This window comes from Candidatus Dependentiae bacterium (genome assembly GCA_018897535.1).
In the GTDB taxonomy this organism is placed as follows: domain Bacteria; phylum Babelota; class Babeliae; order Babelales; family UASB340; genus UASB340.
Map to the genome: position 1 here is coordinate 13,168 of JAHIKO010000052.1, position 23,645 is coordinate 36,812.

23 protein-coding genes are annotated in these 23,645 nt (G+C 27.2%); 11 read left to right on the forward strand and 12 right to left on the reverse strand.

The window, feature by feature from the left end:
- The first annotated feature begins 5 nt into the window (after positions 1-5).
- Genes KKE07_03310 through KKE07_03320 form a run of 3 tightly spaced genes read left to right on the forward strand, consistent with a single transcriptional unit; the run spans position 6 to position 2,790 of the window.
- On the forward strand, positions 6-812 hold the full coding sequence (locus tag KKE07_03310; GenBank protein MBU4269878.1) for a TIGR00282 family metallophosphoesterase: 807 nt from the start codon (positions 6-8) through the stop codon (positions 810-812).
- Positions 813-827: 15 nt separating this feature from the next.
- The gene (locus KKE07_03315; GenBank protein ID MBU4269879.1) at positions 828-1,883 is read left to right on the forward strand and encodes an LptF/LptG family permease; all 1,056 of its coding nucleotides are present in this window, start codon (positions 828-830) and stop codon (positions 1,881-1,883) included.
- Between the two features lie 13 nt (positions 1,884-1,896).
- On the forward strand, positions 1,897-2,790 hold the full coding sequence (locus tag KKE07_03320; GenBank protein MBU4269880.1) for a DMT family transporter: 894 nt from the start codon (positions 1,897-1,899) through the stop codon (positions 2,788-2,790).
- Positions 2,791-2,852: 62 nt separating this feature from the next.
- Here the strand turns inward: KKE07_03320 and gmk are convergent, their stop codons facing one another.
- From gmk to KKE07_03335, 3 genes are read right to left on the reverse strand one after another with little or no spacing between them, the layout of a single operon-like run.
- Complete coding sequence (gmk, locus tag KKE07_03325) at positions 2,853-3,425, reverse strand: guanylate kinase (GenBank protein ID MBU4269881.1); 573 nt, start codon at positions 3,423-3,425, stop codon at positions 2,853-2,855.
- Positions 3,426-3,444: 19 nt separating this feature from the next.
- A complete protein-coding gene (locus KKE07_03330) occupies positions 3,445-5,619 on the reverse strand; it encodes an ABC transporter substrate-binding protein (GenBank protein MBU4269882.1) in 2,175 nt (724 codons plus the stop codon).
- A 14-nt stretch (positions 5,620-5,633) separates the two neighbouring features.
- Complete coding sequence (locus KKE07_03335; GenBank protein ID MBU4269883.1) at positions 5,634-7,289, reverse strand: hypothetical protein; 1,656 nt, start codon at positions 7,287-7,289, stop codon at positions 5,634-5,636.
- A 125-nt stretch (positions 7,290-7,414) separates the two neighbouring features.
- Between KKE07_03335 and proS the strand changes: the two genes are divergently transcribed.
- Together proS and KKE07_03345 are read left to right on the forward strand one after the other, a co-directional pair.
- The gene (proS, locus tag KKE07_03340; protein ID MBU4269884.1) at positions 7,415-8,848 is read left to right on the forward strand and encodes a proline--tRNA ligase; all 1,434 of its coding nucleotides are present in this window, start codon (positions 7,415-7,417) and stop codon (positions 8,846-8,848) included.
- Between the two features lie 17 nt (positions 8,849-8,865).
- The gene (locus KKE07_03345; GenBank protein MBU4269885.1) at positions 8,866-9,798 is read left to right on the forward strand and encodes a tyrosine recombinase; all 933 of its coding nucleotides are present in this window, start codon (positions 8,866-8,868) and stop codon (positions 9,796-9,798) included.
- A gap of 277 nt (positions 9,799-10,075) precedes the next feature.
- Here the strand turns inward: KKE07_03345 and KKE07_03350 are convergent, their stop codons facing one another.
- Positions 10,076-10,693: an N-glycosylase/DNA lyase gene (locus KKE07_03350; GenBank protein ID MBU4269886.1), complete on the reverse strand. Its 618-nt coding sequence runs from the start codon at positions 10,691-10,693 to the stop codon at positions 10,076-10,078.
- Positions 10,694-10,790: 97 nt separating this feature from the next.
- Between KKE07_03350 and dnaN the strand changes: the two genes are divergently transcribed.
- The 3 genes from dnaN to KKE07_03365 all read left to right on the forward strand — a co-directional run bounded on the left by dnaN (position 10,791) and on the right by KKE07_03365 (position 14,286).
- Positions 10,791-11,912: a DNA polymerase III subunit beta gene (gene dnaN, locus KKE07_03355; protein ID MBU4269887.1), complete on the forward strand. Its 1,122-nt coding sequence runs from the start codon at positions 10,791-10,793 to the stop codon at positions 11,910-11,912.
- A gap of 21 nt (positions 11,913-11,933) precedes the next feature.
- Entirely contained in the window at positions 11,934-13,046 is a 1,113-nt protein-coding gene (gene recF, locus KKE07_03360; protein ID MBU4269888.1) for a DNA replication and repair protein RecF, read from the forward strand.
- Between the two features lie 586 nt (positions 13,047-13,632).
- On the forward strand, positions 13,633-14,286 hold the full coding sequence (locus KKE07_03365) for a hypothetical protein (protein MBU4269889.1): 654 nt from the start codon (positions 13,633-13,635) through the stop codon (positions 14,284-14,286).
- A 180-nt stretch (positions 14,287-14,466) separates the two neighbouring features.
- Here the strand turns inward: KKE07_03365 and KKE07_03370 are convergent, their stop codons facing one another.
- Positions 14,467-14,970, reverse strand: a complete 504-nt coding sequence (locus KKE07_03370; GenBank protein ID MBU4269890.1) for a crossover junction endodeoxyribonuclease RuvC — start codon at positions 14,968-14,970, stop codon at positions 14,467-14,469.
- A 134-nt stretch (positions 14,971-15,104) separates the two neighbouring features.
- Here KKE07_03370 and KKE07_03375 point away from each other — a divergent pair, with 134 nt between their 5' ends.
- A complete protein-coding gene (locus tag KKE07_03375) occupies positions 15,105-15,380 on the forward strand; it encodes a hypothetical protein (GenBank protein MBU4269891.1) in 276 nt (91 codons plus the stop codon).
- 82 nt (positions 15,381-15,462) lie between these two features.
- Entirely contained in the window at positions 15,463-15,951 is a 489-nt protein-coding gene (locus tag KKE07_03380; protein ID MBU4269892.1) for a hypothetical protein, read from the forward strand.
- A gap of 80 nt (positions 15,952-16,031) precedes the next feature.
- Here the strand turns inward: KKE07_03380 and KKE07_03385 are convergent, their stop codons facing one another.
- The 7 genes from KKE07_03385 to KKE07_03415 form a co-directional block, all read right to left on the reverse strand.
- Positions 16,032-17,087 (reverse strand): hypothetical protein, encoded by a 1,056-nt coding sequence (locus tag KKE07_03385; protein MBU4269893.1) that lies wholly within the window; start codon positions 17,085-17,087, stop codon positions 16,032-16,034.
- Between the two features lie 39 nt (positions 17,088-17,126).
- The gene (gene dnaB, locus KKE07_03390) at positions 17,127-18,512 is read right to left on the reverse strand and encodes a replicative DNA helicase (protein MBU4269894.1); all 1,386 of its coding nucleotides are present in this window, start codon (positions 18,510-18,512) and stop codon (positions 17,127-17,129) included.
- Between the two features lie 25 nt (positions 18,513-18,537).
- The gene (gene rplI / locus KKE07_03395) at positions 18,538-18,978 is read right to left on the reverse strand and encodes a 50S ribosomal protein L9 (protein MBU4269895.1); all 441 of its coding nucleotides are present in this window, start codon (positions 18,976-18,978) and stop codon (positions 18,538-18,540) included.
- 79 nt (positions 18,979-19,057) lie between these two features.
- Positions 19,058-20,455, reverse strand: coding sequence for a hypothetical protein (locus KKE07_03400; protein ID MBU4269896.1), 1,398 nt, complete (start codon positions 20,453-20,455; stop codon positions 19,058-19,060).
- Positions 20,452-20,919, reverse strand: coding sequence for a hypothetical protein (locus tag KKE07_03405; GenBank protein ID MBU4269897.1), 468 nt, complete (start codon positions 20,917-20,919; stop codon positions 20,452-20,454). The genes KKE07_03400 and KKE07_03405 overlap by 4 nt, the downstream gene beginning before the upstream one ends.
- Positions 20,912-21,412 (reverse strand): hypothetical protein, encoded by a 501-nt coding sequence (locus KKE07_03410; protein MBU4269898.1) that lies wholly within the window; start codon positions 21,410-21,412, stop codon positions 20,912-20,914. Before KKE07_03410 ends, KKE07_03405 begins: the two co-directional genes overlap by 8 nt.
- Positions 21,405-21,704, reverse strand: coding sequence for a hypothetical protein (locus KKE07_03415; protein ID MBU4269899.1), 300 nt, complete (start codon positions 21,702-21,704; stop codon positions 21,405-21,407). The genes KKE07_03410 and KKE07_03415 overlap by 8 nt, the downstream gene beginning before the upstream one ends.
- 86 nt (positions 21,705-21,790) lie before the next feature.
- On the opposite strand from KKE07_03415, the gene KKE07_03420 reads away from it, so the two are divergent.
- A partial coding sequence (locus tag KKE07_03420) for a hypothetical protein (GenBank protein MBU4269900.1) occupies positions 21,791-23,645 on the forward strand: 1,855 nt, incomplete at its 3' end.

Genomic DNA, 23,645 nt, shown 5'->3' on the forward strand with positions numbered 1-23,645 from the left:
TTATAATGACACAGACATTAAATTTTTTATTTGTTGGAGATATTGTTTCAAATTTAGGGGTAGATGTTTTTTTAAAGCATCTACCAAATATAAAAAATAAATATTCTATAGATTCTATAATTGTTAATGGCGAAAATTCTGCAAAAAATGGCAAGGGTATAACCGCAAAAATTGCAGAACAATTAAAAACTGCCGGAGTTGATATTATTACATCCGGTAATCATATTTGGGAAAATAGAGAAATCTATGACTTTTTAAATAAAACCGATTATTTGTTACGTCCGGCAAATTTCCCATCCGATTGTCCCGGTAAAGGTTATGCAATTTATCAAGTAAAAGATAAATTTGTTGGAGTTATTAATCTTCAAGGGCGTGTATTTATGCGCGAAAATATTGATTGTCCATTTAGAAAAGCTGAGTCGTTATTAACTTTATTAAAATCAAAAACGAATATGATTATAGTGGATTTCCATGCAGAAGCATCATCTGAAAAGCGTGCGTTAGGCAACTATCTTGATGGCAAAATTTCTCTTTTTTGTGGAACGCACACTCATATTCAAACTGCAGATGAAAGATTATTGCCCAATGGTACAGCTTATATAACCGATGTTGGATTTTGTGGAGCACACGATTCAATACTTGGAATGGAAAAAGATTCAATTATTACAAAATTTATAACTCAATTGCCAACGAAATTTAAACCGGAAACTAAGCCTCCTTTTGAAATCAATGCAATATATTCAAAAATTGATTCTATTTCAGGTGAAGCATTGGCTATTGAACGTATTAGAATTTTGGACGAAAATATTTAAATCAGTTTTTTAAAAATGTTATTTAAATATTTTTTTCAAAAGTTTTTTTATTTTTTTTTAATTTATTTTACAGTTTTAATAGCAATTTTAGCTGCAAGTGATGTTTTTTTACGACTTCCGGTTATTACATCTTTATCAACCATACCCAAAATTTTTTTTCTCATGATGCCTTTAATGGCACAATTTGCAATTCCAATAGCATCAAGCTTGGCAGTACAAATTTCTTTGGGAAATATGTATATAGAAGAAGAAATAATTTCCATATATTATTTTTCTAAAGCAAAAAAAATAATATATTTGGTTACTCTTATTTTTTCGTTAATGATTTTATTATTTTATGTTCCAATTGTAACTAGATTTGCGCCTAAAAGTTATAAAAGTGGAAAACAACTTATATTAAATTTGGCTAAAGAACATTTTTCAAATTTACAAGCCAATAGATTTCATACATTGTCCGGTAATTTTACGATATTTTTTAAAAAACAAATTAAAAATCAAGATAATTTAGAATTTTTAAAGTTATTATTATTGTTTAAAGAAAAAAATGGGCAACAGTATATTGTTAATGCCAGTAAAGGCTATTTAACCAATGAAATTTTAATATTAAATGATGGATTTATTCAAAATATATCTTCAAATAGTTCCTATATTTCCAATTTTGAAAAAACTGAAATAAATTTAAAGCCATTTTTAAATTATGAAAATAATAATTTGAGCGTTCAAGATTTAAAATTTTTTACATTAAAAGAACTTAAAAAATCACGAGATAATTTAAAGTTGGCGGATAAACGAAATTGTATCTTGGAAATTCATAAGCGTTATGCGCAGGTTTTATGGCAATTTTTAATTCCATTTATTTCTCTTTTTTTAATTATGCTTTTTGCTAAAAATAAAAGTAATCTTTTAATTTCTATTTTTTTATCGGGATTAATTTTTTTATTATCATATATATTGTTAAATACTGTAAAATCTTTATCATTAACAAGCGAGATTATTGCAATATTTTATTATTTACCGCCAATAATTTTTTTTGTAATATCTTTTTATTTTTTTAACAAAAAAATTAATTAAATGGGAGAAAAACGTGTTTTTAGTTGTTTTATTATATGCAATTCTTGCATCAACATTTACAATGGCAAAAATTGCACTTGGATTTGCTAAACCATTCTTTTTAATAGCATTTAGAATGATAGTTGCCGGAACGTTAATGCTTTCTTTTGTTTATTTTTTTAAACGTAAGCAATTTTTTGTGCATAAAAAAGATTGGGGATTATTTTTAAAAACAGCGCTTTTTCATATTTATATATCTTTTATTTTTGAATTTTGGTCGTTGCAATATTTAACTTCTTCAAAAACAACTTTGATATATTCGGCAACACCTTTTATAGCGGCACTTTTATCGTATATTATTTTATCTGAAAAGCTGTCACTTAAAAAATTTATTGGTCTTGTTATCGGAATATTGGGGTTGGTACCAATATTGCTTACACAAACAGATATAAGAGAATCTCGAATGGAACTATTTTCGGTATCATTGCCGGAAATTACACTTTTGATTGCAGTTATATCCGGTGCATACGCCTGGTTTTTGGTAAAAAAATTATTAGATCGCGGATATTCGCTTTTAATGATAAATGGTATAACCATGTTATTTGGTGGAATCGGTGCATTTTTTACATTTTTATTTGTAGATGGGATAAAAGAATCACCGGTTACACAAATTGGACCGTTTCTTTTTTGGACACTCTTACTTGTTTTAGTTGCAAATATAATTGTATATAATTTATATGGCTGGCTTTTAAAAAAGTATTCTATAACTTTTATTACAAGTGCCGGATTTTTATGCCCGGTATTTGGTGCTTTTTATGGATATATCTTTTTGACGGAAAAGATTACTTGGCACTATTTAATATCACTAATTTTCATAATAATTGGCTTATTTGTCTTTTATAAAGATGAAATACGTAAAAAACAATAAAAATACTTATCTTTTTAAAGTGTTGGACAAAAGTCTATATCGATAGTGATATTTGTCCAATTTCAATCAACATTTGTTTCTATAACTTTACAAAGCTCAGCTACAGTTTGGTCAAATATATTATTTATAATTTTATAGTCAAAAAATCTTGATTTATCTGCTTCTTTTAATTCTTTAATTGCCAGTTCAATACGTTTTTCTATTTTATCTTTATCATCGCCACGTTTAATTAAACGTTTTTTAAGAATATCCAAACTAGGAACTGTAATCCAAATTAAAATAGCATTTGATAATAACTTTTTGTACTCTTTAACTCCAACTAAGTCTGTAACAATTACAAAAGATTTTCCAAGTTTTAAATCGTTTATAATACTTGCCGGCGAGCCATAGAATTCACCACTGTATTTTGTAGTTTCAAGAAAAAAGTTATTTTTTAATTTATTTTCAAAATCTTTAAGTGATATAAAGTGATAATCTTTGCCGTTAATTTCGCCCTGTCGAGGAGATCTTGTTGTATAGGTTATTACTTTTGAAATATCTATTTTATTTGCCATTCTTTTAATTGCTTCATTTGTAACTGTTGTTTTTCCGGCACCGGATGGTGCTGCAATTATAAATATTTTACCTGTTTTCATATTTTACCTTCAAATATTTTTACTCATTTTTCATTATAACTTCATCACCGGTATCAAGCCATACCGTATTAAATATTTCTCTTCTTTCCGGGTTAAAGTTTAACATTAAACCTTTATAATTTTGATTTTTTATATTTTCCATTTCAGCCAAAATTTTTTCATTTGTAATTGGTTCCGGTATTTTTTTAATAATATCAAAAAATACACTTGCTGCCATATATCCTTCAAGTATAAATGTGCTTAATGGTTCACCGGCTTTTGTTGTATCGGTGACAAATTCTTTAACCAGTTCAATATCGCTTTTTATTGGATCCGGTGTAAGTTGTGTATTTATAAATTTTATTTTTTTGTTTCTTAAAAATGTTTTTAGCGCAGATCCTGAGCATGCACTTATTCCAAAGAGTTTTTTATTAAATAAAAATTCCATTCCCAGGCTGTTAATCAAATTTTGTACTGCAACATCAGAAGATAATACTATTATGGCTTCTGGTTCAAAATCCAGTATTTTTTTTACAGCATCTTTATTATCAACAGATTGTGCTAGATGGGATATTTCTATCCAATTTTTATCTTTTACTAAATTATTTTTATTTAAAATTTCAAATGCTTTTTCTGCTGCACTTTTACTAAATGCTTCTTCTTTGTAAAATACAACTATTTTATTTGGTGCGTATTTTTCAAGTAAGTAATTTGTAAGAACTTGAGCTTCTCTATCAGATGAAGCAAAGAAGTGGATAACATTTTTTAGATCTTTTTGTCTATAAGTTGGAGACGTTACTTCAGGTAAAAATACTGCAATTTTATTTTCTTTTATTAACTGAAGATATCCTCTAAATTGTAAACTTCCAACAGGACATAAAATCGTATTTATTCCGGAATCTATTAATAGTTTTATGTTTTTTTCAGCCATATCGGGGCTGTATTTATCGTCGAGGTGTACTAGCTTTATTTTTTTATTATTTATACCGTTACCTGCATTTATTTTTTTAATAACCAAATGCAGACCTTTTAAAATATCTCTTGAAATATTTGCAAGCTCACCGGAAAAGTCCATTGTCGTTCCGATTAATATTTCACTTAATTTTTCTTTTTCAGTAATAAACTCTTTTTGAGCATCGGTTTTTTGTGAAAGTAAACTCAGTTGTTTTTTATCAAACTCTTTTATCAAATTAGCGTCTTTATAATATAAATCTAAGCTGTTATTTATTGGCTTTAGTATTACAAAAGCATCATTTTTGAACTGAAAAATTTTTTGAGAATAGTTTGTTGTTCCGGATATTGTAGACCAGGCAACAGCTCCTTTATCAGGAAAAAGTTCAAACAAACCGTCTGTTTTTTTATGTTTTGTAATATTATTGTTATCACCATTTATAATTGCAATGACATTTTCTTTTTCAATTATTTTTGAAAAACTTCTATTAAAATATGAAATGCGTATGAAATCGTTTTTGTTTTTGTCAGTATTTATATAAATGGCTATTGGTAAACTGCTTAAAAATTTGTTAATTTCTTCTTTTAGTGGAATTTGTCCTAAAATTTTTGTGCCGGATTTTATAATTAATTCTTTTTTTAGTCCAAAATTTTGCCAATTTTCATCGATTTCGTATTTCCCTTTAATAAAAAATATATTTTTTGGGTTTTTTTCCATTAATTTCAGTATTAATGTAAATGTTTCAAGTATATATGGTGAATTTCCAAGAACGTTACCGTTGAATAAAATAAAATTATCTTTTTTTATGTTTAGATTTTTTTCTAAAATATCAAGCTTTATTAATTCGTTTAAACTTCTGACCAAAGAGTGAAAAGCTCCGCCAAGTTCTGTAAAAATTATAAAAGTTGAATCTTTTTGAGCTGTAATTTTTATACTATTTTGATCTGTAGTTTGATCGTTAGATTTTAGATTGGATATTTTTTCGAGTAAATTTTTGAATTTTTTATATTCCCATCTATCTCTTTGTAATGTAATTTTGTCATATATATTTTGCACAAAAGATTGGAGCCTATCCGGGGTTTGTTTTTTATAAAAAGATGTATAATCGGCTTTTAACCAATTTTTATTATCAGGTTCAGGATATTCAGGTATTTTATTTGCATAATGATTTATATCATCAATAGTTTGAAATAAATCTATTTCACTATTTGCTTTTGAGTTTATAAAAAATAAAAAAGTAAAAATTAAAAATAATTTATTCACAATGCTCTCCCAATTTATTTATAAAATATTAAAGCATAGGTTGTAAGAATTGTTGAAAGTATAAAGAATATAAAAAAATAACTTCTAAATAATTTTAGATTTTTTTCATTTTCAGGATTTTGTATGTTTAAACTTTTTATAGTGTAAATATTCAATAAAAGTACTATAAAAGAGCTTATTAATAATATTGTGTAAATTGTATTTGATACGGTAAAATATCGTACATTTGGACTCATATTTTCAATTGCAACAAGGTCAAAGATCAATGCACTTGTACTACCTACGGATAAAGATAGAATACCCGTTGTGTCTTTTGTATTTAAAATTAAAGAAAAAAGACTTAAGAAGAATACCATATAAAGTGGTAAAAATATTGCCAATGTTTTTCTAATACCTGATTTTTGAAAATCAAGTTCAAAAGAAACTATAGGATATTTTGTTGATTTGTCCGGTTCGTTTTTATCAAGAATTTCCTCAGAATAACCATATTCGACTTCCGTATTTATAATTTTCCAATCGTTTGTGAATATTTCTTCGCTTATTTGTAAGTCAGTATTGTATGAAACTAGAATTTCTGAGTTTGGATCCATTTTATTATTTAATAATTTTAGATATATTTTATGATCCTCAAGTGGAAATAGTTTATAATCAAGATTGCTACTAAAACTTACAATAACTTCAAAATATGCCCATAATTTATCATTTATTATTTTTGTTTGGACATCCTCTTGTTTCAAAATATTGCCTTTATCGAAGGAAAAGCTTTTAATTTTGTCCAATGATACTAAGTTTGGATCAAACTCAAACCAAACTATTGCATTTACTGTAAATTCATTTTTTACTATATCGAATTCCGGGAAATTTTTAATAAAAATTCCGGTTCTAATTTCATTGATGTTTTTTTCATCGGAAAAAGCTTTTATTGTTTTTAAATCCGTTTTTGGATCAGTAAAGCTAAATGTTTTGTTTTGTTTATAAAAAAGAAAAACCAAAACAGCAACCATTAATGTAATTATGGTAATCTGAACTTTAACGTTTGATGCATAAAGAAGTATTTTATCTAAAGTTTCAGCTTTGATTATTGAATATATTCCGGCAAATATTATAAAATATGCGATTAATCTTGTAATTATTAAATGAATAAAAAATATATGATCCATATTAACTATTTTTATCAAATGAAAAAATGCAAAAATAGCAAAACCTATTGCAATATATTTAAATATTGGAAAATTATGATTTTTATTTGCTAAATAACCTAAAAGTATTACCGTTAAGCAAAGTATGAAATTTGTTACTTCAGATAAAAAATATAGATTTAATTTTATTAAAAAATATTTTGAAGATATGAAAAAAATCACTGAAAATAAAACTATAAATATACTTAAGTAACCCCAAAATTTTAATTTTAGATAAGAATCTATTTTTTTGTAAATTCCCCAAATTATTAATAAATATGCCATGGTTCTTATTATAATTAAAGGAGTGGTTAAAATTATATTAAGTTGAAATAGAGTTATAAGATGAGCGAGGGCAAAAAAACAGAAAGCTAATGCTATTTTTAAAATAAATTGATCTTTAGTTTTTCTGAATATAAAAAAACTAAAGATAGCGGTTAAAGAACATAAAATTAAGTTTATAACGGTTATAGGTTCATGTAAAAAAATCATATAAGTCCTTTAAATCTTAAAAATTTTGATTTTTATTCCAAAAATACTTAATATTTATAATATTTGATAAATTATTTTAGTGTTTCGTGTCAATATTTTGAACTTATCGGGTTATAGGTATTAGTATGAATAAACTTTCGGATATAAATAAAGATTTTGCACAATGGTACCAAGATGTTTTAAGTGAAGCTGAACTGGTTGATCAAAGTCCGGTTAAAGGATGTTTTGTTCTTCGACCTTATTCTTATGCCATATGGGAAAATATACAAAAAGTATTGGATAAAAAAATTAAAGAAACCGGTACGCAAAATGCCTATTTTCCTTTATTTATTCCGGAAAGCTTTTTGAAAAAAGAAGCAAAACATGTGGAAGGTTTTTCGCCTGAGCTTGCTGTTGTAACTCATGCCGGCGGAAAAGAGCTTGAAGAACCATTGGTTGTTCGCCCAACCTCTGAAACTATTATTTATTATATGTTTTCAAAATGGATAAAATCGTGGAGAGACTTACCTTTAAAAATAAATCAATGGGCCAATGTTGTCAGATGGGAAATGCGTACGAGGCCATTTTTACGAACTACAGAATTTTTATGGCAAGAAGGGCATACGGCACATGCAACGCATGAAGAGGCTGTTGAATTTTCAAAACGTATGTTAGATATTTATAAAGATTTTGTTGAAAATTATTTGGCTATTCCCGCGATAGCCGGTATCAAATCCGACAATGAGCGCTTTGCCGGAGCAGATAGAACACTGACAATAGAAGGCCTAATGCAAGATGGAAAAGCCTTACAACTTTGCACAAGCCATGTTTTGGCCCACAGTTTTTCAAAATCTTTTGATATTCAATTTCAGGATAAAGATGGAAATTTAAGTTCGCCATATTGTACTTCTTGGGGTGCAACTACAAGACTTATTGGGGCATTGATTATGACTCATGGCGATCAAAACGGTTTGATTATTCCTCCTAAAATTGCATCGATTCAGGTTATAATTGTACCAATATTTAAAGAAGAAAAAGATAAAGAATTGGTAATAAATAAAGCCGAAGAAATTAAAAATTTGCTTATAAATAATGGTGTTCTTGCACAAATTGATAATGATGATCAATTAACTCCGGGCGCAAAATTTTTTAAATGGGAATTAAAAGGTGTTCCTGTAAGACTTGAGATAGGACCTAAAGATATTGAAAAAAATCAGGTTGTTCTTGTTAATAGAGTTGAACAGGATAAAACAAAGAAAAAACAGTTTGTTTCTATAGATAATATTGATAAAGAAATTAACTTATTGCTTGAAAATATTCAAAAAAGTTTGTTTGAAAAAGCAAAAAAAAGATTAAACGATAATTGGTATCAAGCTGATAATTTAAACGAAATAGCAAAAAATCTTGAAGAAAAGAATGGTTTATATCAAACAGGTTGGTGCGGTTCATCAGATTGTGAAACTAAGTTAAAAGATTATAAAGCTTCTATTAGATGCTTACTTGATAGCAAAAAAAATAAAGCTTGTTTTTCTTGTGGCAAATCGGCTAAAACTGATGTGTTGGTTGCAAAGGCTTACTAATTTGCTTTGGAGTTATTATGCCGAACGGTATTAACGATGAAAGCATGTATAATGCTTTTATAACTTTTTTGTTAACGGAAAAAAGATATTCAAAAAATACTTTTCTTGCATATAAAAAAGACGTAGAACAGTTATTGCAATTTTTAAAAGAAAAAAAAGTAAATCTGGCAAATTCAAATAAAACCCATTTGAAAAATTTTTTAAAAAAATTAAAAGAAAGCGGTGTGTCGGCAAAAACGCTGTCTAGAAAAATTTCGTGCTTGAAAGCGTTTTTTAATTTTTTGTCTGAAAGATTTAAAATTTCAAATAAAGCCGGTGCATTAATATTTCCCAAATTAGAACAAACATTGCCTATTTATCTTACTGAAAGTGAAATCGAAGAGTTATTAAAAACTGCTGCAAAAGATAATTCCGATAAAGGTGTGCGAAACAGGGTGATGCTTTCTTTGTTATATGCGTCCGGTATGAGAGTTTCAGAGTTGGTTGAATTAAAAATAGATCAAATTCATTTTGACACAGGATTTATTTCTTTAGTAGGAAAAGGAAACAAAGAGCGCGTAATACCTTTGCCTGAAGGTGTTTTAAAATTTTTGAATTTTTATTTGGAAAAAATTTATGAAAATTTAAAACCAAAAGTTGAAAAAAATAAACATGTTTTTGGAAAAAATTATTTATTTTTTTCTTATTATAATAACGATATAAAGCCAATATCCAGGCAATCTTTTTGGATAATTTTAAAAAACATTTTATCAAAAACTAAAATAAATAAAAAAGTTTCTCCACATACATTGAGACATTCTTTAGCAACACATTTATTAAAAAGTGGTGCAAATATACGATCATTACAGCTTTTATTGGGCCATGAAAATATTTCTACAGTGCAAATTTATACACATCTTGAAAAAAGTCATGTAAGAAAAATTTACGATGACAAGCATCCAAGGGCGTAATATTAGTTAGCCCGGAGCTTACGCACGCGGGATACAACAAAATCGCCTGCTTATGCAGGCTTTAAAAAATAAGATTGGATTCACTGTCGTAGTAGTGTATGACTAAAACTACGCTTCCGTCTTCGCGTAAAGCTTCGACGAGACACAGTAGGTTGAACGGAAAACACAAAAAGTTTATTCAAAAAATAAAAATCTTAAGTTGTTATTAAATTTGGTTTATTGAGCCTGCGTAAGCGGGCGATTTTAAGGTAGCCCTGAGCGTATGCTCTGGGCATATTTACTTTAATACTTTACCGGTCATGTGTGCCCAAATCATTAGATCCAGCCGTGATTGTGCAATATTAAAATTTTTTAAAATTTCTTCAAAATATAAATAATTTTTTTTACTAATAGTTTTTGGAATTTCACTAATCAAATTATGATGCTTTAAAAAACGTAAAACGTGTCTATCTATTATTGCAAAATTATTATAACCGACATTTCTTAAAAAATGTGATGCTTCTTTGTATCCAAGTCCCTTAATATTTGTCACTAAAAACTCTCTTGCTTGAAAATCGGACAGATTTTGCAATATATCTTTAATATTTAAAAATTTGCGCGCTAGAAAAATATATGATGCTTTAGTGTTATGAAATCGATGGCCATGTTTTTTTATCGTATAAGCGATTTGTGTTTGCGTTTTTTTTGCAAAACCATCCATAGATAATTCTATTTGAATTTTTATTGCAGTTTCGGCTTTTGAGTTTGCCGTAAGCAGGCAAAAGCAAAGTTCATTGAACCATTCTTGATTATTTTTATTTTTGAATAGATTAAATTCGTTTAATCGTATTTCAATTTCGCTTTTAATATTTTCAGTTAAATTTTTTTCTAAAAAAATTAATATATTTTTATGCATGTTTTTTAATTTTTACTTTTACTATTTTGTTACGTGTTTTATAATAATCAAGTTAATTAGTTTTTAATTTTATAATAAATTTAAAGAGAGTAAAGTTATGGATGGAAAATTTACAATAGCTCAAAGAGATATTTTATATTTGTTAAATGCTATGCAGCCGATCTGCAGCAAAAAGACAACACTTGATGTTACCGAATCCATTATGTTTCAGGTTACATCAAAAGAGTTGACATTAAAATCTACAGACCTGCAAATTAGCTTGCAGTCGAGCATGGGAATAGAGAGTAACTTTGTAGAAAATTTTGATTTTTTAATTTCCGGAAAACGTATATTTGATCTTGTAAAAGAGATGGAAGGTGATATAGAGTTTAATTTTAAAGAAAATCAGGTAAGTTTAAAAGCGGGCGGGGTAAAACTTCTTTTAAATATACGATCAGCTCAGGATTTTCCACAATTTCCGGAACGAATTGAAAATTTGATGCAAATTGAATCGGCATATCTACTCGATTTATTGAATAAAGTTGCATTTTTGATTCCGCAAAATAATTCAAATGCGGCCCTCAACGGTATGCTTTTAGAGTTTACAACCGAAGGTATGTTGATGGTTGCAACCGATGGTCATAGACTTGCAAAAGTATTTACGGGAAAATATAAATTACATGAAAATAATAAATGGTTGCTTCCAAAAAGAGCTGTTTTGGAATTAAAAAAAATATTGGAAGAATCCAGTGTAGAAAATGTCTTTTTGGGCGTTTGTGGAAATCAATTGGTATTTTCCGGAGTGAATTTTAACTTTTTTACAAAGTTAATTTCCGATCCATTTCCTCAGTATGAACCTATTTTGGAACGTGAAGGTTTTAGAGGTGCCAGTTTGGATAAACAGGCATTTTTAAAAACACTTAAAAGAACTAGTTGTTTGCTTTCCGGTCAATTTGTCTCAACTAATTTTAAATTTCAGCCGGGAAAACTTGCAGTAAATTTATCCAATAAAGAAGTTGGTAAAATTGATGAGGCTTTGGATCTTTCCAATTTTGAGGGTGATGAAGTTGCAAGTAGATTTTATTCTCCTTATTTATTAAGCGGTTTACAGGCTTTTCCACAAGATAATGTTAATTTTTTTATTCAAAGTGATGCTCGACCAATTATTTTTGAAGATATTGATACTGAAAAAAATTATAGTTTTACATATTTGGTAATGCCGGTTTCATCAGGTGAATAAAATAATTTTTAGTAAAAATTTGTGATTATAAAAAATTTAAAGCTCAAGAATTTTAGATGTTTTTCTAATTTTGAACTTTCTTTTGATAATAAATTTGTTTTACTTGAGGGTAATAATGGTTCGGGAAAGACGTCTATTCTTGAAGCTATTTATTACGCTTGTTATTTGCGCTCGTTTCGAGCAGGACACAAATATGATTTGGCTAATTATTTGAGCGATCATTTTTTTTTACAAGTCGACTTTCAAGAGATTGATAATAGTTTAAGTGATATACAAATTGGCTTGTCAAAGAATGGTCAAAGAAGTGTAAAGTTAAACAAAAATAATATATCAAGTGTAAAAGAAATAATTTTAAGATATAAAGTTATTGCATTGACCGAAGATGATTTGCAACTTATTGTTGGTGCTCCCGAATATAGAAGATCTTTTTTAAACCAGTCGTTATTTTTACTGGAACCGGATTTAATTGGATATTTTAAAGATTATAAAAAAAATTTAGAACAACGTAATAGATTTTTATTTTTAAATTCGAATAAAGATATTACAGGAAAAATTTTAGACGAGCTTTATAGTTGGACAAAACAACTTTGGGAAAAATCTAATTTTTTGCAAAATAAGAGATTGCTTTTTTTACAAAATATTGAAACTCAAATTAATATTTTTTTAAAAAAATATTTTAGTACTGTAGAGGCTCAGTTGTCTATAGAATTAAAATACATGAAAAAAAATATTGGTGAGTATCAAGAATTTGATAATTTTTGGCAAAATTACAAAATAAATTTATTAAGTAGTGAGCAACGGTGGCAAAGAAGTTTATTTGGTGTGCATTTGGATGATTTTTCAATAATTTTTAAAAATAAAAATGCGAGGTTCTTTGCATCGAGAGGTCAGCAAAAGCTAATACTTTTTTTATTAAAGGTTGTTCAACTTACTAAAATTCAAAACCAAGATGTTGGCGTTTTATTGTTGGATGATTTTATTACAGATTTTGATATTGTAAAATTAAATAGTGCAATTAATTTACTTGCCGATCAAAATTTTCAATCGTTTATTACATCACCAATAAAAGATTTTATTGAATTTAAACTTGAAGCGTTTAGTAAGTTTGATTTTAAAATTTATTCTTTAAATTAATAGACTTTAATTATTTTTGTATTATCCTAAAAAACTTACTTATTCTTTTTATATAAACAGAAATTATATAAAAAAAGATCTGTGTAAAAATTTAGCTTTTTTGACAAAAAACGCAGTTTTTGCATTTCAGACTGTAATTTTTATTTAAATCTAATTATTTTTACAAATTAATTAAAAAAGCACTTGATTTTCTATTCGAACAGGTTTAGTATATGGTTACTTGCTTGATATAGTAAAGTGTAAGAGTCTTTCTATTAAGCAAGTATTTTAATTAGCTTCATTACTACTCTCCTTTCTCCTTTTTTCCGCCATATGGGTTTTACCTGTATGGCGGTTGTTTTTTGGTTAAAACCTCAAAAAACGAGAAAATTTGACGTTTTTATTGGTTTAAAAGATATGATTTATCCCCCGAGGAAATTCGGGGGATTGTTTTTTAAAGGCATTCATTTATTCATTCAAAAATATTCCGTTGATTGGTTCTGAATTATTAAAAAAATATAATTGATTTTTTACAAAAATATTTATTAACCTACGCACAGTGTTATAAAATATTCTATTTTTTATGGGTGAGTAGAAAGGGAAGTAAATGAATTATAAAATAATTCTAAAAAATATAGTATTAATTTTTGTTGTATCTTTAAATATTAATTTAGCAGCTATGGATAAACCAATTACTACTGAAGAGTTGGCATATAAATTAATTAAAAATTATAATAATAATGAAACAAATAAAGAAATTTTTAAATTATTAAAAGAATTGGATATTTCTATAGATAAATTGGGTGAAATTTTTAATTTCATGGATAAAAATGAAAAAAGTACTGAAATAAAAAATGAAGACATTAATGCAATAATGGTAAAATATGAAAAATATTTATCCTCTATAAATACTGATAAAACTTCAACAAATAGCGATAATGAAGATAGCGATGACAGTAATGATGAAGAAAGCAGTAATAACAGGGATAAAGTGGCAAGAGAAAATAATTTTAATTATTTGACCCAACAGGCAGGATATTGGATGGGTTATGAAGAACAAGAAGGTTCAAGTTGTTGTAAATGCTGTGATGAAGGTTCGTGTTACGAAAACTGTGGAGAATGTTGTGATGACTGTGGTGAATGTTGCGAAAATTGTTGTTTAGGCTCATTCGCATGTGGCCTTATTGGGTGTTATTGTGGTACATGTTGTTGCTGTTGTAATTGTTGTGGTACATGCAAAGATCCACGCGAAAATTGGTAAATAATTTTTAAAAAAGAGAGATTTTATTTTTTCCGTTTTTTAATTAATTTTTAATAAATTTTGAATTTGTAAATATTTGTTTATTTTTTAACATAATAATTATTATCGGAAATGATGTTAATTTTTTGAATAGAAGCAAGAAACAAAGTCTGGTGCCAGACTTTGTTTCTTTAATATTTTTTACAATTTTTTTAGCATCTCATTTTGATTACTTTTCCAAACTCCACATATAGAAATTGCTATAGCATCCGTAACGTCCTGTTTTTCAATTTTGCCAAATTGATTAAGTTTAGGAAACATAGCTAATATCATCAACGCTACTTGGTCTTTACTAGCTCCCCCAAAGCCGGTCACGCTACTCTTTACTTCACGAGGGGCGAATTCATATATTTTTAAGTTATTTTGGCTTGCCAAAAGGTACAAAATACCTCGTAAATAGCCCAATTTTAGAAATGTTTGTGCGTTTTTGCCCAAAAATGAGGTTTCCAAAGCTATATCCGTAACTGCTAATTTTTCTATTTTATCTTTAAAAAAGCCATAAAATATTCCAACGCGTTCAGATAAGCTTTTTTGGCTACTCATCTTTAAATAACCATAATCAAGAATAATTGTACGTTTTTCTTCTTTTTTTAATATTGAATACCCGGTTACCGAAAAACCGGGGTCTACACCTAATAAAATCACCCTTTTCTCCCTTTTATTCATATAGTTTTTTAAAAATATTCTATCGCTTTTAAAGCAATATAAATAGTGTAGAATATAAATCCCAGTATTTATTATCTATTTTTTAATAATTAAAAAAATTAAAGAGGTTATATATGAATTTTAAATTAAAATTACTTTTATTAACAGTCTTCAATGTTTTCATAAAAAGCCAGGCTATGGCACCATGGCAGGTATTAGATTTGCAAAGAACAAAAGCTCTAACCGAATTAAGAGCAGAAATTAGTAAGATGAAACGTAACTATAATGATGAAAAAGATACCAATCGTTATATAGAACTACATTCTGTATTTAAAAAAATCGAAACCTATGAAAAATTAAATGATAACATTAAACTTGCTGAAAAATTATTAAATCAAGAGAATAATTAATTTAAAAGGATTATATATGAATTATAAATTAAAATTATTATTATTCGCAATATTACTTAACAGTTCACCGCTAATCCAAGCAATGGATAGTAGTGACTATGAAACATCTTCTGAATACTCTTCTGAAGAGGAAACAACTCCACACTTTTTAAATGAAGTAACTGGCGATAATCAATCCCCGGTAAGACGTCACAGAATTTTTGGTCGTAACGAAAACGAATTTGAAATACTTTTTAATAACGCTGATCAAGAAGACGAATTCAACGCACCTGAAATTCTACCTACATTAGATGATATTGAGCAAAGATTAAATGAACTCAGAACAGGTGACGGATTCAATTTTCAGAATAGAGATATCCGCAATGAAGTTGAAAGATTAATTAATCAAAGAGAAAGAATAGTTAGAGAAAATAATCGTAGAGAAAGAGAAATTCGACCTATTGAAAACCTATTCGAAAACGAGCTATTCGATTTAAACGGCCCAATTAGAGAAGATGAAGCTCAAGAAATTTTGGGTAGACAAATTGATGGTCCTGCATTTGAATTTGAAAGCGACGAAGATAAAAGATAATTTAAAAATTACAAATTATTTTATAAAAAAGAGACCTAAAAATTAGGTCTCTTTTTTTGTTTTATTTTTATTAAATTAAATTAATTTTGGCTTGACGATCCACTGACTCCAAGAATTTTCATTAACTTTTCATTCCTCTTAAATTCATCAAGACCTGTATACTCTTCTTGTATATTTAGAGATTCTCTCATTAATTCATTTTCTAAATAATCAAATTTATCTTGAATATATTTAACAGCAGCATCGCGATTTTCTATATTATGATCAGCTAGTTCTTTTTTGTATTCAGCACCTAAATATGTCAATTCTTTATTTTGCAGTGAATTATACCATTCAATTATTAGTGTATTATTTGAATTAGTAAGTGTATTAATCGAATGATAAGCATTGTTAATTATTTCTTTATAATTATTTTCATTCATTTCATCATTTTCAATCATTCTTTTTAGATTATTTATAGCACATAGCTCCATTGTAAAATATATATTTTCTTTAAGTTTATCATTATTAATAAGGTTAGATAAAATAAATAAAGACGTAAGTTTGCAATTTTTATTCTTTAATGCATTTGTTAAAGTTATTGCTCCTTTATCTTTAATTTTGTTATTATAAATAATTAAAGAAGTAAGTTTACAGTTTGGATCTTTTAATGCTTTTGCTATGGCATGGGCTCCTTTAGCGCTGATTTTGTTTCCTCCAATATCTAAAACAGTAAGCTTACAGTTTCGGTTTTTTAATGCTTCTGATAAAGCTTTTGCTCCGGCATCACCAATATTGCTAGAACTAATTTTTAATTCAGTAAGATTACTTTTTGGTAATACTTCAGCTATGTACTGTGTACCCACGCTACCAATATTAGATGTCTCAATAATTAATTTAGTAAGCTTACAATTTGAATCTACTAAAGCACTTGCTATAGATTTAACTTTTTCAGGTCCAAAAGATTCCGATCCATAAATATATAATTTAATAAATTTGTTATATTTCCTTGTTATTATTTTATTAATAGCATCATCAATAGTGTCGAAGAATTCTTCATTTCCATTAACATTCATCAACATTATAGAATCTGCTGATAATGTATTAACGCTACATAAAAGCATGACTGCTAAAACTATCTTTTTAAAATTTTTCATAAAATTTTCCCCTTTGAGTTATTAAAATTTTATAAATCTTTAATACTCATCATTATTCAAATCAGAAAAGTGTGTAAATTCACCTTGAAATTTAACATTAAAAGCCCCAATAGGGCCGTTTCTTTGTTTGCCAATAATTATTTCAGCATGGTCGGGATTTTCCGTTTCCGAATTATAAACAACATCTCTATAAACAAAAAATATGACATCACCATCTTGTTCTATAGCACCCGATTCTCTTAAGTCTGAAAGCAATGGGCGTTTATCCATTCTACTTTCAAGCGAACGAGATAATTGTGAAAGTGCCAATACCGGAATATCCAATTCTTTGGCTAAAGCTTTTAAAGAACGAGATATTGTAGAAATCTCTTGAGTTCTATTTTCATAATTTCCGGAACCGTTTATAAGTTGCAAGTAATCTATTACTATAAAATCTATTTTAGATTTTGCCTTTAGCTTTCTGGCTTTAGCTCTAAGCTCCATAATATTAAGTCCGGGGCTGTCATCTATAAAAATTTTTGCCTCAGCCAATTGAGCTGCACTATTTGTAAGCTGCATCCACTCATCCGATGTAACGGATGCATTTCTAATTTTTGTATTTGAAATTCTTGATTGTGACGCCAAAAGTCTCAATACCAATTGTTCAGAAGACATTTCAAGCGAAAAAACGCCTACCGCAAATCCTGCCTTCCAAGCATTTATAGCCATATCCATAGCAAGAGCCGTTTTACCCATTGACGGTCTGGCTGCTAAAATTAGCAAATCACCCTTTTGCATCCCACACGTCATACGATCAAACTCTGTAAATCCTGAAGGAACGCCTGTCACACCCTCTCGAGAAGATTTCATCTGGGCCAAATTTTTAAATGTTCGTTTTAAAAGTTCATCCATTTTTAGAAACGTTGGGGGAACCAATTTATTGGAAATTTGAAAAATTTTTTTTTCAGAACTGTCTAAAACCGCATCAATCTCTTTAATATCTTGGTCGTAACAAGTTGAAATTATTTCTGAGGCAGAATTTATTAAATCTCGCAAAATAGATTTATCTTTAACGATTTTTGCATGTTGAATAATCATACCGATTGCCGGTATGTTTTCTTGTAATTCAATCAAATAAACAAGTCCGCCTGCAGACTGAAGCTGCTGTTTCTTTTCAAGAGAATCTTGTAACACTAAAAGATCCAACTGATGATCCCCCTGTCCAACTTCGAGCATTGTTTCATATATTATTTGATGGGATCTATCATAAAAATCTAAAGGTTTTAAAATATCGCTAACAAGCGTAAGATTATTTCCATTTAATAAAATAGCAGCCAGAACAGCTTTTTCGGCATCCAAATTTATAGGTAAATTTTTATTTAAAAAACTAGTTGTCTGGGTAGAACCCTTATTTTTGTTTTTAAAATTTGCATTATACCCAGACACAGTAACATCCTAACTAAATAAAAATTTAGGCTTCAATAACCTTTACTATAAATTCAGGTTTTAATTTTGAAGAAAGCCTAATTATAACTTTATGTTCCCCTATTGTTTTAATAGATTTTACAAATTCAATCTGTTTTCTATCTACAACAATCTCTTTTTCTTTTAAAAGAGCAACAATTTCATCCGGACCAACGGAACCATAAAGTTTTCCTTCATGAGACTTTTCTTTAATAACCAAGTGCAAATTACTTATACGTTCTGCAAGCATAGCTATTTTGCTATTTAATATTTTTGCTTCAGTTTTTACTTTTACAATTTTATTTTCATAAAATTTTGTATTTGCATCGGTAACTTTTACAGCCAATTTTCTTGGAATTAAAAAATTTTGCCCAAATCCGTCGGAAACTTTTACAATAGATCCAGCCATACCAACAGATTCTACATCTTTTAATAAATAAACGTTCATAAAACCCTTTCAATGTACAATTAAACAGGTAAAAATATAACACAAAAAAAAACATTCAAGAAGTTGAAATTCAGATATTTTATTCAAGATTTAAATTGCTTGGTTTTATAAAGCTAAAGTTCTCATGCCCAACATATAAAATTGGAATATTTTTCATATTTGAAATTAGAATGGCATAATAAAAAAGTAGTTTTTTAAAATAATTCAAAAACCAGCTATCGTTTACAACCAAAAGCAGTATGTTTAAAGGACTGGATTCCGGGTCCCAGACTTCGCGCAAGGCTTCGTCGGGCACGGCAAGCCCGGAATGACAATAAATATCTTTATCAAAAAAAAACTTTGAGTAAATGGTAGACCCGGTGTCATCCCGGCCACCGAGCCGGGATCCAGTCTTTATATCTTTTTTAAAAAAAAACTCTGAGCAAATCATCGGTATAAAATTTACTTGATTATTAATTTGAAAAATTTTACAATTATCCTTCCCCTTTGAAAAATTAAATCTATCAGCTAAAAACAGCTTTTTAGTCCACTCAATTTTATTAAAATTTTTTGGAACTTTTTCTACAAACCAAAAGCTATGTTTTTTGTCATAAAAATAAATTATGCGACCCGACTCTACTTTATAAATTGTTTGATAATATTTGTTTTTTATACTCGATTTCTTTTGACTTCGTTGAGCTGTTAAAAATAAAACACTATTTTTGGGTAAAACATTTTCCCATAAATGTAATGTTTTTTCATACTCATTTAATGCATACGGAAAATACGATTCAGGTGTTACAATAATTAACTTGTCATAATTTTTTGATATTTTATATAAATCAAGTGCCGATAATTGTTGATAAATCATCAGAGCAGCTGTATTTTCGTTATATCCATTATTAAAAGTTTTTATTACCGGTTTTAAATAAATTATTTTATTTCTTTCTAAAAAGTTTTTTGAAACGTCTTGATTAATATTGTAAAAATTAAAATTAATTAAATTTAATAAAAATAAAAAACTTTTATATCTACATAACAATATTAATGGGTTTATAAATGGATATCCCCAATTATTATCTATAAAAAATAAAAGCTTATTAATTATAAAGTAAAAATATAAATAAAAGCTTGATATAAAAATTAAGATTTTAAAAAATAAATTTTTGGTTTTTAAAAATAAAAAATATATAAAACAAAAAATAATAACGGTTAAAAGTGTTAAATATAAAATTATAAATAAATATATAAATATAGTGTTATATAGACTAGCTTGCGATTTGTTTAATAATAACTCAAGTAACCATATTAGCTGTAAACTATAACCTACCGCAGCCCATAATAATCCTGAATAAATCGCAACTTTATAGTTATTTAAATTTTTTAAAGTTATAAATAAAATAATAAAAGCAGGAATAATTAAAAAACCAAGTTGATCTACAAAAAAATACGATAAAGTAAATAATACGCTTGAGTATATTATACTTAAATATTTCATGATATTTTAAAGTTTTTTATAAAAATATTTTGCATAATTTTTTCAAATTCACAACTAATGCAAAAAAGTTGTTTTTTTGTATTTATATCATGTAAATAAACTTCTATTAAAAGAGACTTATTATTACTCTTTTGTAATTTATTAAAATAACAATTGGCAAAATAATTATATGCATGATTTTTATCTATGTTTTTATTTATTAAATCTATAAGCTTATCAAGTCCATATGCGTAAAAAGCGCCTGTTTTATCAATTTGTTCATATATATTATCAAAATTTTTTTGCGCAATTTTTACAGCATGATTTAGTAAACAATCAGCCAAATAAAATTTTTTATAAAATTTTTCTTGTTCAAAAACAATATCGGAATATTGCGAAATATTGTGCCATAGGCTCAACGAAGTAAGCGCAAAAAACATTGCTAAAAATATTGTCATAATAAGCGCAAATCCGGTTTTATTCACAAGCAATCACCCTATTTCTTAATTTTATAAAAATATCTTGATTATTATACTTAATACTTACAGATAAAATATGCGCTTTTGTCTTGTCTAAATTAATATTAATTAAGAAATTTTTTATATCATAATTAAGCCGAGCAATATTCTTTTTAAGCCATTTTTTATTTAAATAATCATAAGAGCCTGAGATTCTAAATAACCCGTCTTGTTTTGCAAAATAACTAACATCTGTGTCACTATGCATAATTTTAAATACAAAGTTTTTTATGTCCCAATTTATTACTTGATAATCGGCCATAGCAATATCACGATGTAATAAACTATTAATAGATAAATTTCTTATATTTTTTCTATTTTCAGACAAATCAAAAAGTATGTTTTTATAATTTTTTGTAAAAAAAGAAAAACCAAGAAATATAAAGATTGATAAAGAGCCCATATATATAACTAATTCAAATAAAGAAAAAGCTTTACATGCCGTATAATATTTAAGCATAATTTTTACCAACAAGCATTACAGTATATTCACGATTTAAATATTTAATCTGATTTTTGACTATTACAAAATCAAAATAAGTTCCATTTTTATCCAAAATAATTTTATGATAATCACCGTCGCCAATATATAACTTATTACTTAAATCACTAATACAATCCGATCGTAATTTTGCAAAAAATTTTATTTTATTATTCAAATTTAAAAAATTTAAAAAAAATAAAGAAAATATAGAAAAAATCGCAAAAGCAATTAAAAGTTCCAGCAAAAGAAAGGCTTTTTTAGACAACATTTAAATCTCAAAAAATAAACTACTTTAATTTAATATTTCAAAAATATATTATCTATTTATCTTATATTAAATAAAGGAGATCGTTTATGAAAAACCAAAAAAACTTTTTTTTACTTTTAATTACGCTATTTTTAAATTTAACTTACTTAATTGCAATGCAAAGTCCAACAGCAACTCCACCTATGCCAAGTCCTGAAGAGATTGAAAAAATTATGGACTCACCGGAATTTAAGCAAATGATGGAAGAATTGGATAAAATATTTGGAGAAGAAGAGGAAGAAGATATAGATACAAAAGAAGATAAAAAAACGCCTGAAAAAGTTCTCGATAAAAAAACAGAACCAGAAGCCAAAATAACTCCGGAAAAGCCTAAAACGATTGAAGAAAGTTTTAAATTACCGGCAAAGAGTGAAAAAGAATCCGATGATAAAATTGTAAAAAAATTGGACGCTCAAAAAGTCAAAGCTTTTAATTATTACATGGAACAATTAACACATATTTTGGGAATTATTGAACGTAAAATAAATAGTTTTGATTTAGGCATTGCATTTAAAGAAGAAATGGATCAAACCAGAATAAATAAAACACTAAATCAAATAAATATTTATATAAATTTTATAAAAAGCAAACAACTTTATTTAAAAATATTTTATTTATCAATGTTTACAATGTTAAGAGAACTAATCTTAAGCACAATTAAAGAATTAAAAAAACTGGAACCTGATTTAAACAATCCCGATTTGGTTGAAAAATCTTTTAATAGCGATTTTGAATATTTACAGAAGCTCGCAAAAAAAAGCGATAACAATATAGAATCGAACAAAATAAAATTTAATAATTTACAAAAAAAGATAGAATCCATATTTAAAAAAGAACTAAAAGAAATAGAACAAAAACTTCTGCTTATAACACAAAATTCCCAAATAAAAGATGAATTAAATAAAAAAATTGAAAAACGAAAACAATTACAAAAAGAAGCTGAACGTAAAAAAGATTCAAAAGGCTCTTTTAGTGGATACCAGCCAAGCTACAGACCCGGCTATTCCGGCTATCCAAGCTACTCAGGGCAAAGCAGCAGGCCAAGAAGTTATGATTCTTCCGGATATGGAAGCGGCTATAGTCCTTCGAGTTATGGTAGTTCAAGAGGTTTAAGTTCAGATTATTCTAAAAAAGATCGTGATTCGGATAGCGCAAAACCGTCTTCGGATACATCCAAAATATCTGACAATAAAAAAGATTCTACTCCAAAAGTTGCTGTAAAGGGAGATAAGTTACAAGAAAAATATAATATTATCAAAAATTTAACAGATAAAAGTTTGAAATTGATAAATGATATAAAAAATAAATTTGGCAATGGTAATATTGAAAATATTAAAGATATTTATGATTCAAAGCTTTTATCACAACTGGATAAAAATATATCTGAAATAGAAAAAAATAAATCCGGAATTGATGAAAATCAATTAACAATAAAAGATTTAAGCAACAAACTAAATAATGAAATAATAAAAAATGCTTCTGTTTTAATACCATTAGCTAAAAATAAAGATAAAAAAGAATCAGTTGCAGCTTTAAATATTCTTAATACACAAGATGATAAAATCAAACCGGCATTAAAAATTTATGAAGATAATTTAGTAAAAGAAATTGAAAAACAAAAAAACAATCTTGAAATATTTACGAGTTCTTCAAATGATTTTGAATCTTTAAAAAATAATTTAAAGAATTTAAATCAAGCACCTAAATTTTCTCAAGAAAAAGTGTCTGAAATAAATAATCAAATTCAAGATTTAACCGTAAAAACATTAAAAGATTTTCCTGATCTAAAAACTTTGGAGCAAATTGAAGACGGTATAGGAAAAGCTGATATAGATATAAAAGGTAGTATTTCTAAAATACAAACTGATGAAGACGTATATTCTGCATTAGATAAAATAGAAA

Bases quoted from the DNA above. Each gene is read 5' to 3' on its own strand.
- rplI (MBU4269895.1), bottom strand. From the start codon at position 18,978: ATGAACGTTTATTTATTAAAAGATGTAGAATCTGTTGGTATGGCTGGA.
- KKE07_03410 (MBU4269898.1), bottom strand. From the start codon at position 21,412: ATGCTTAAATATTATACGGCATGTAAAGCTTTTTCTTTATTTGAATTA.
- proS (MBU4269884.1), top strand. From the start codon at position 7,415: ATGAATAAACTTTCGGATATAAATAAAGATTTTGCACAATGGTACCAA.
- KKE07_03400 (MBU4269896.1), bottom strand. From the start codon at position 20,455: ATGAAATATTTAAGTATAATATACTCAAGCGTATTATTTACTTTATCG.
- KKE07_03310 (MBU4269878.1), top strand. From the start codon at position 6: ATGACACAGACATTAAATTTTTTATTTGTTGGAGATATTGTTTCAAAT.
- KKE07_03350 (MBU4269886.1), bottom strand. From the start codon at position 10,693: ATGCATAAAAATATATTAATTTTTTTAGAAAAAAATTTAACTGAAAAT.
- KKE07_03415 (MBU4269899.1), bottom strand. From the start codon at position 21,704: ATGTTGTCTAAAAAAGCCTTTCTTTTGCTGGAACTTTTAATTGCTTTT.
- dnaN (MBU4269887.1), top strand. From the start codon at position 10,791: ATGGATGGAAAATTTACAATAGCTCAAAGAGATATTTTATATTTGTTA.
- KKE07_03380 (MBU4269892.1), top strand. From the start codon at position 15,463: ATGGATAGTAGTGACTATGAAACATCTTCTGAATACTCTTCTGAAGAG.
- KKE07_03385 (MBU4269893.1), bottom strand. From the start codon at position 17,087: ATGAAAAATTTTAAAAAGATAGTTTTAGCAGTCATGCTTTTATGTAGC.
- KKE07_03335 (MBU4269883.1), bottom strand. From the start codon at position 7,289: ATGATTTTTTTACATGAACCTATAACCGTTATAAACTTAATTTTATGT.
- KKE07_03365 (MBU4269889.1), top strand. From the start codon at position 13,633: ATGAATTATAAAATAATTCTAAAAAATATAGTATTAATTTTTGTTGTA.
- KKE07_03315 (MBU4269879.1), top strand. From the start codon at position 828: ATGTTATTTAAATATTTTTTTCAAAAGTTTTTTTATTTTTTTTTAATT.
- KKE07_03345 (MBU4269885.1), top strand. From the start codon at position 8,866: ATGCCGAACGGTATTAACGATGAAAGCATGTATAATGCTTTTATAACT.
- gmk (MBU4269881.1), bottom strand. From the start codon at position 3,425: ATGAAAACAGGTAAAATATTTATAATTGCAGCACCATCCGGTGCCGGA.
- KKE07_03375 (MBU4269891.1), top strand. From the start codon at position 15,105: ATGAATTTTAAATTAAAATTACTTTTATTAACAGTCTTCAATGTTTTC.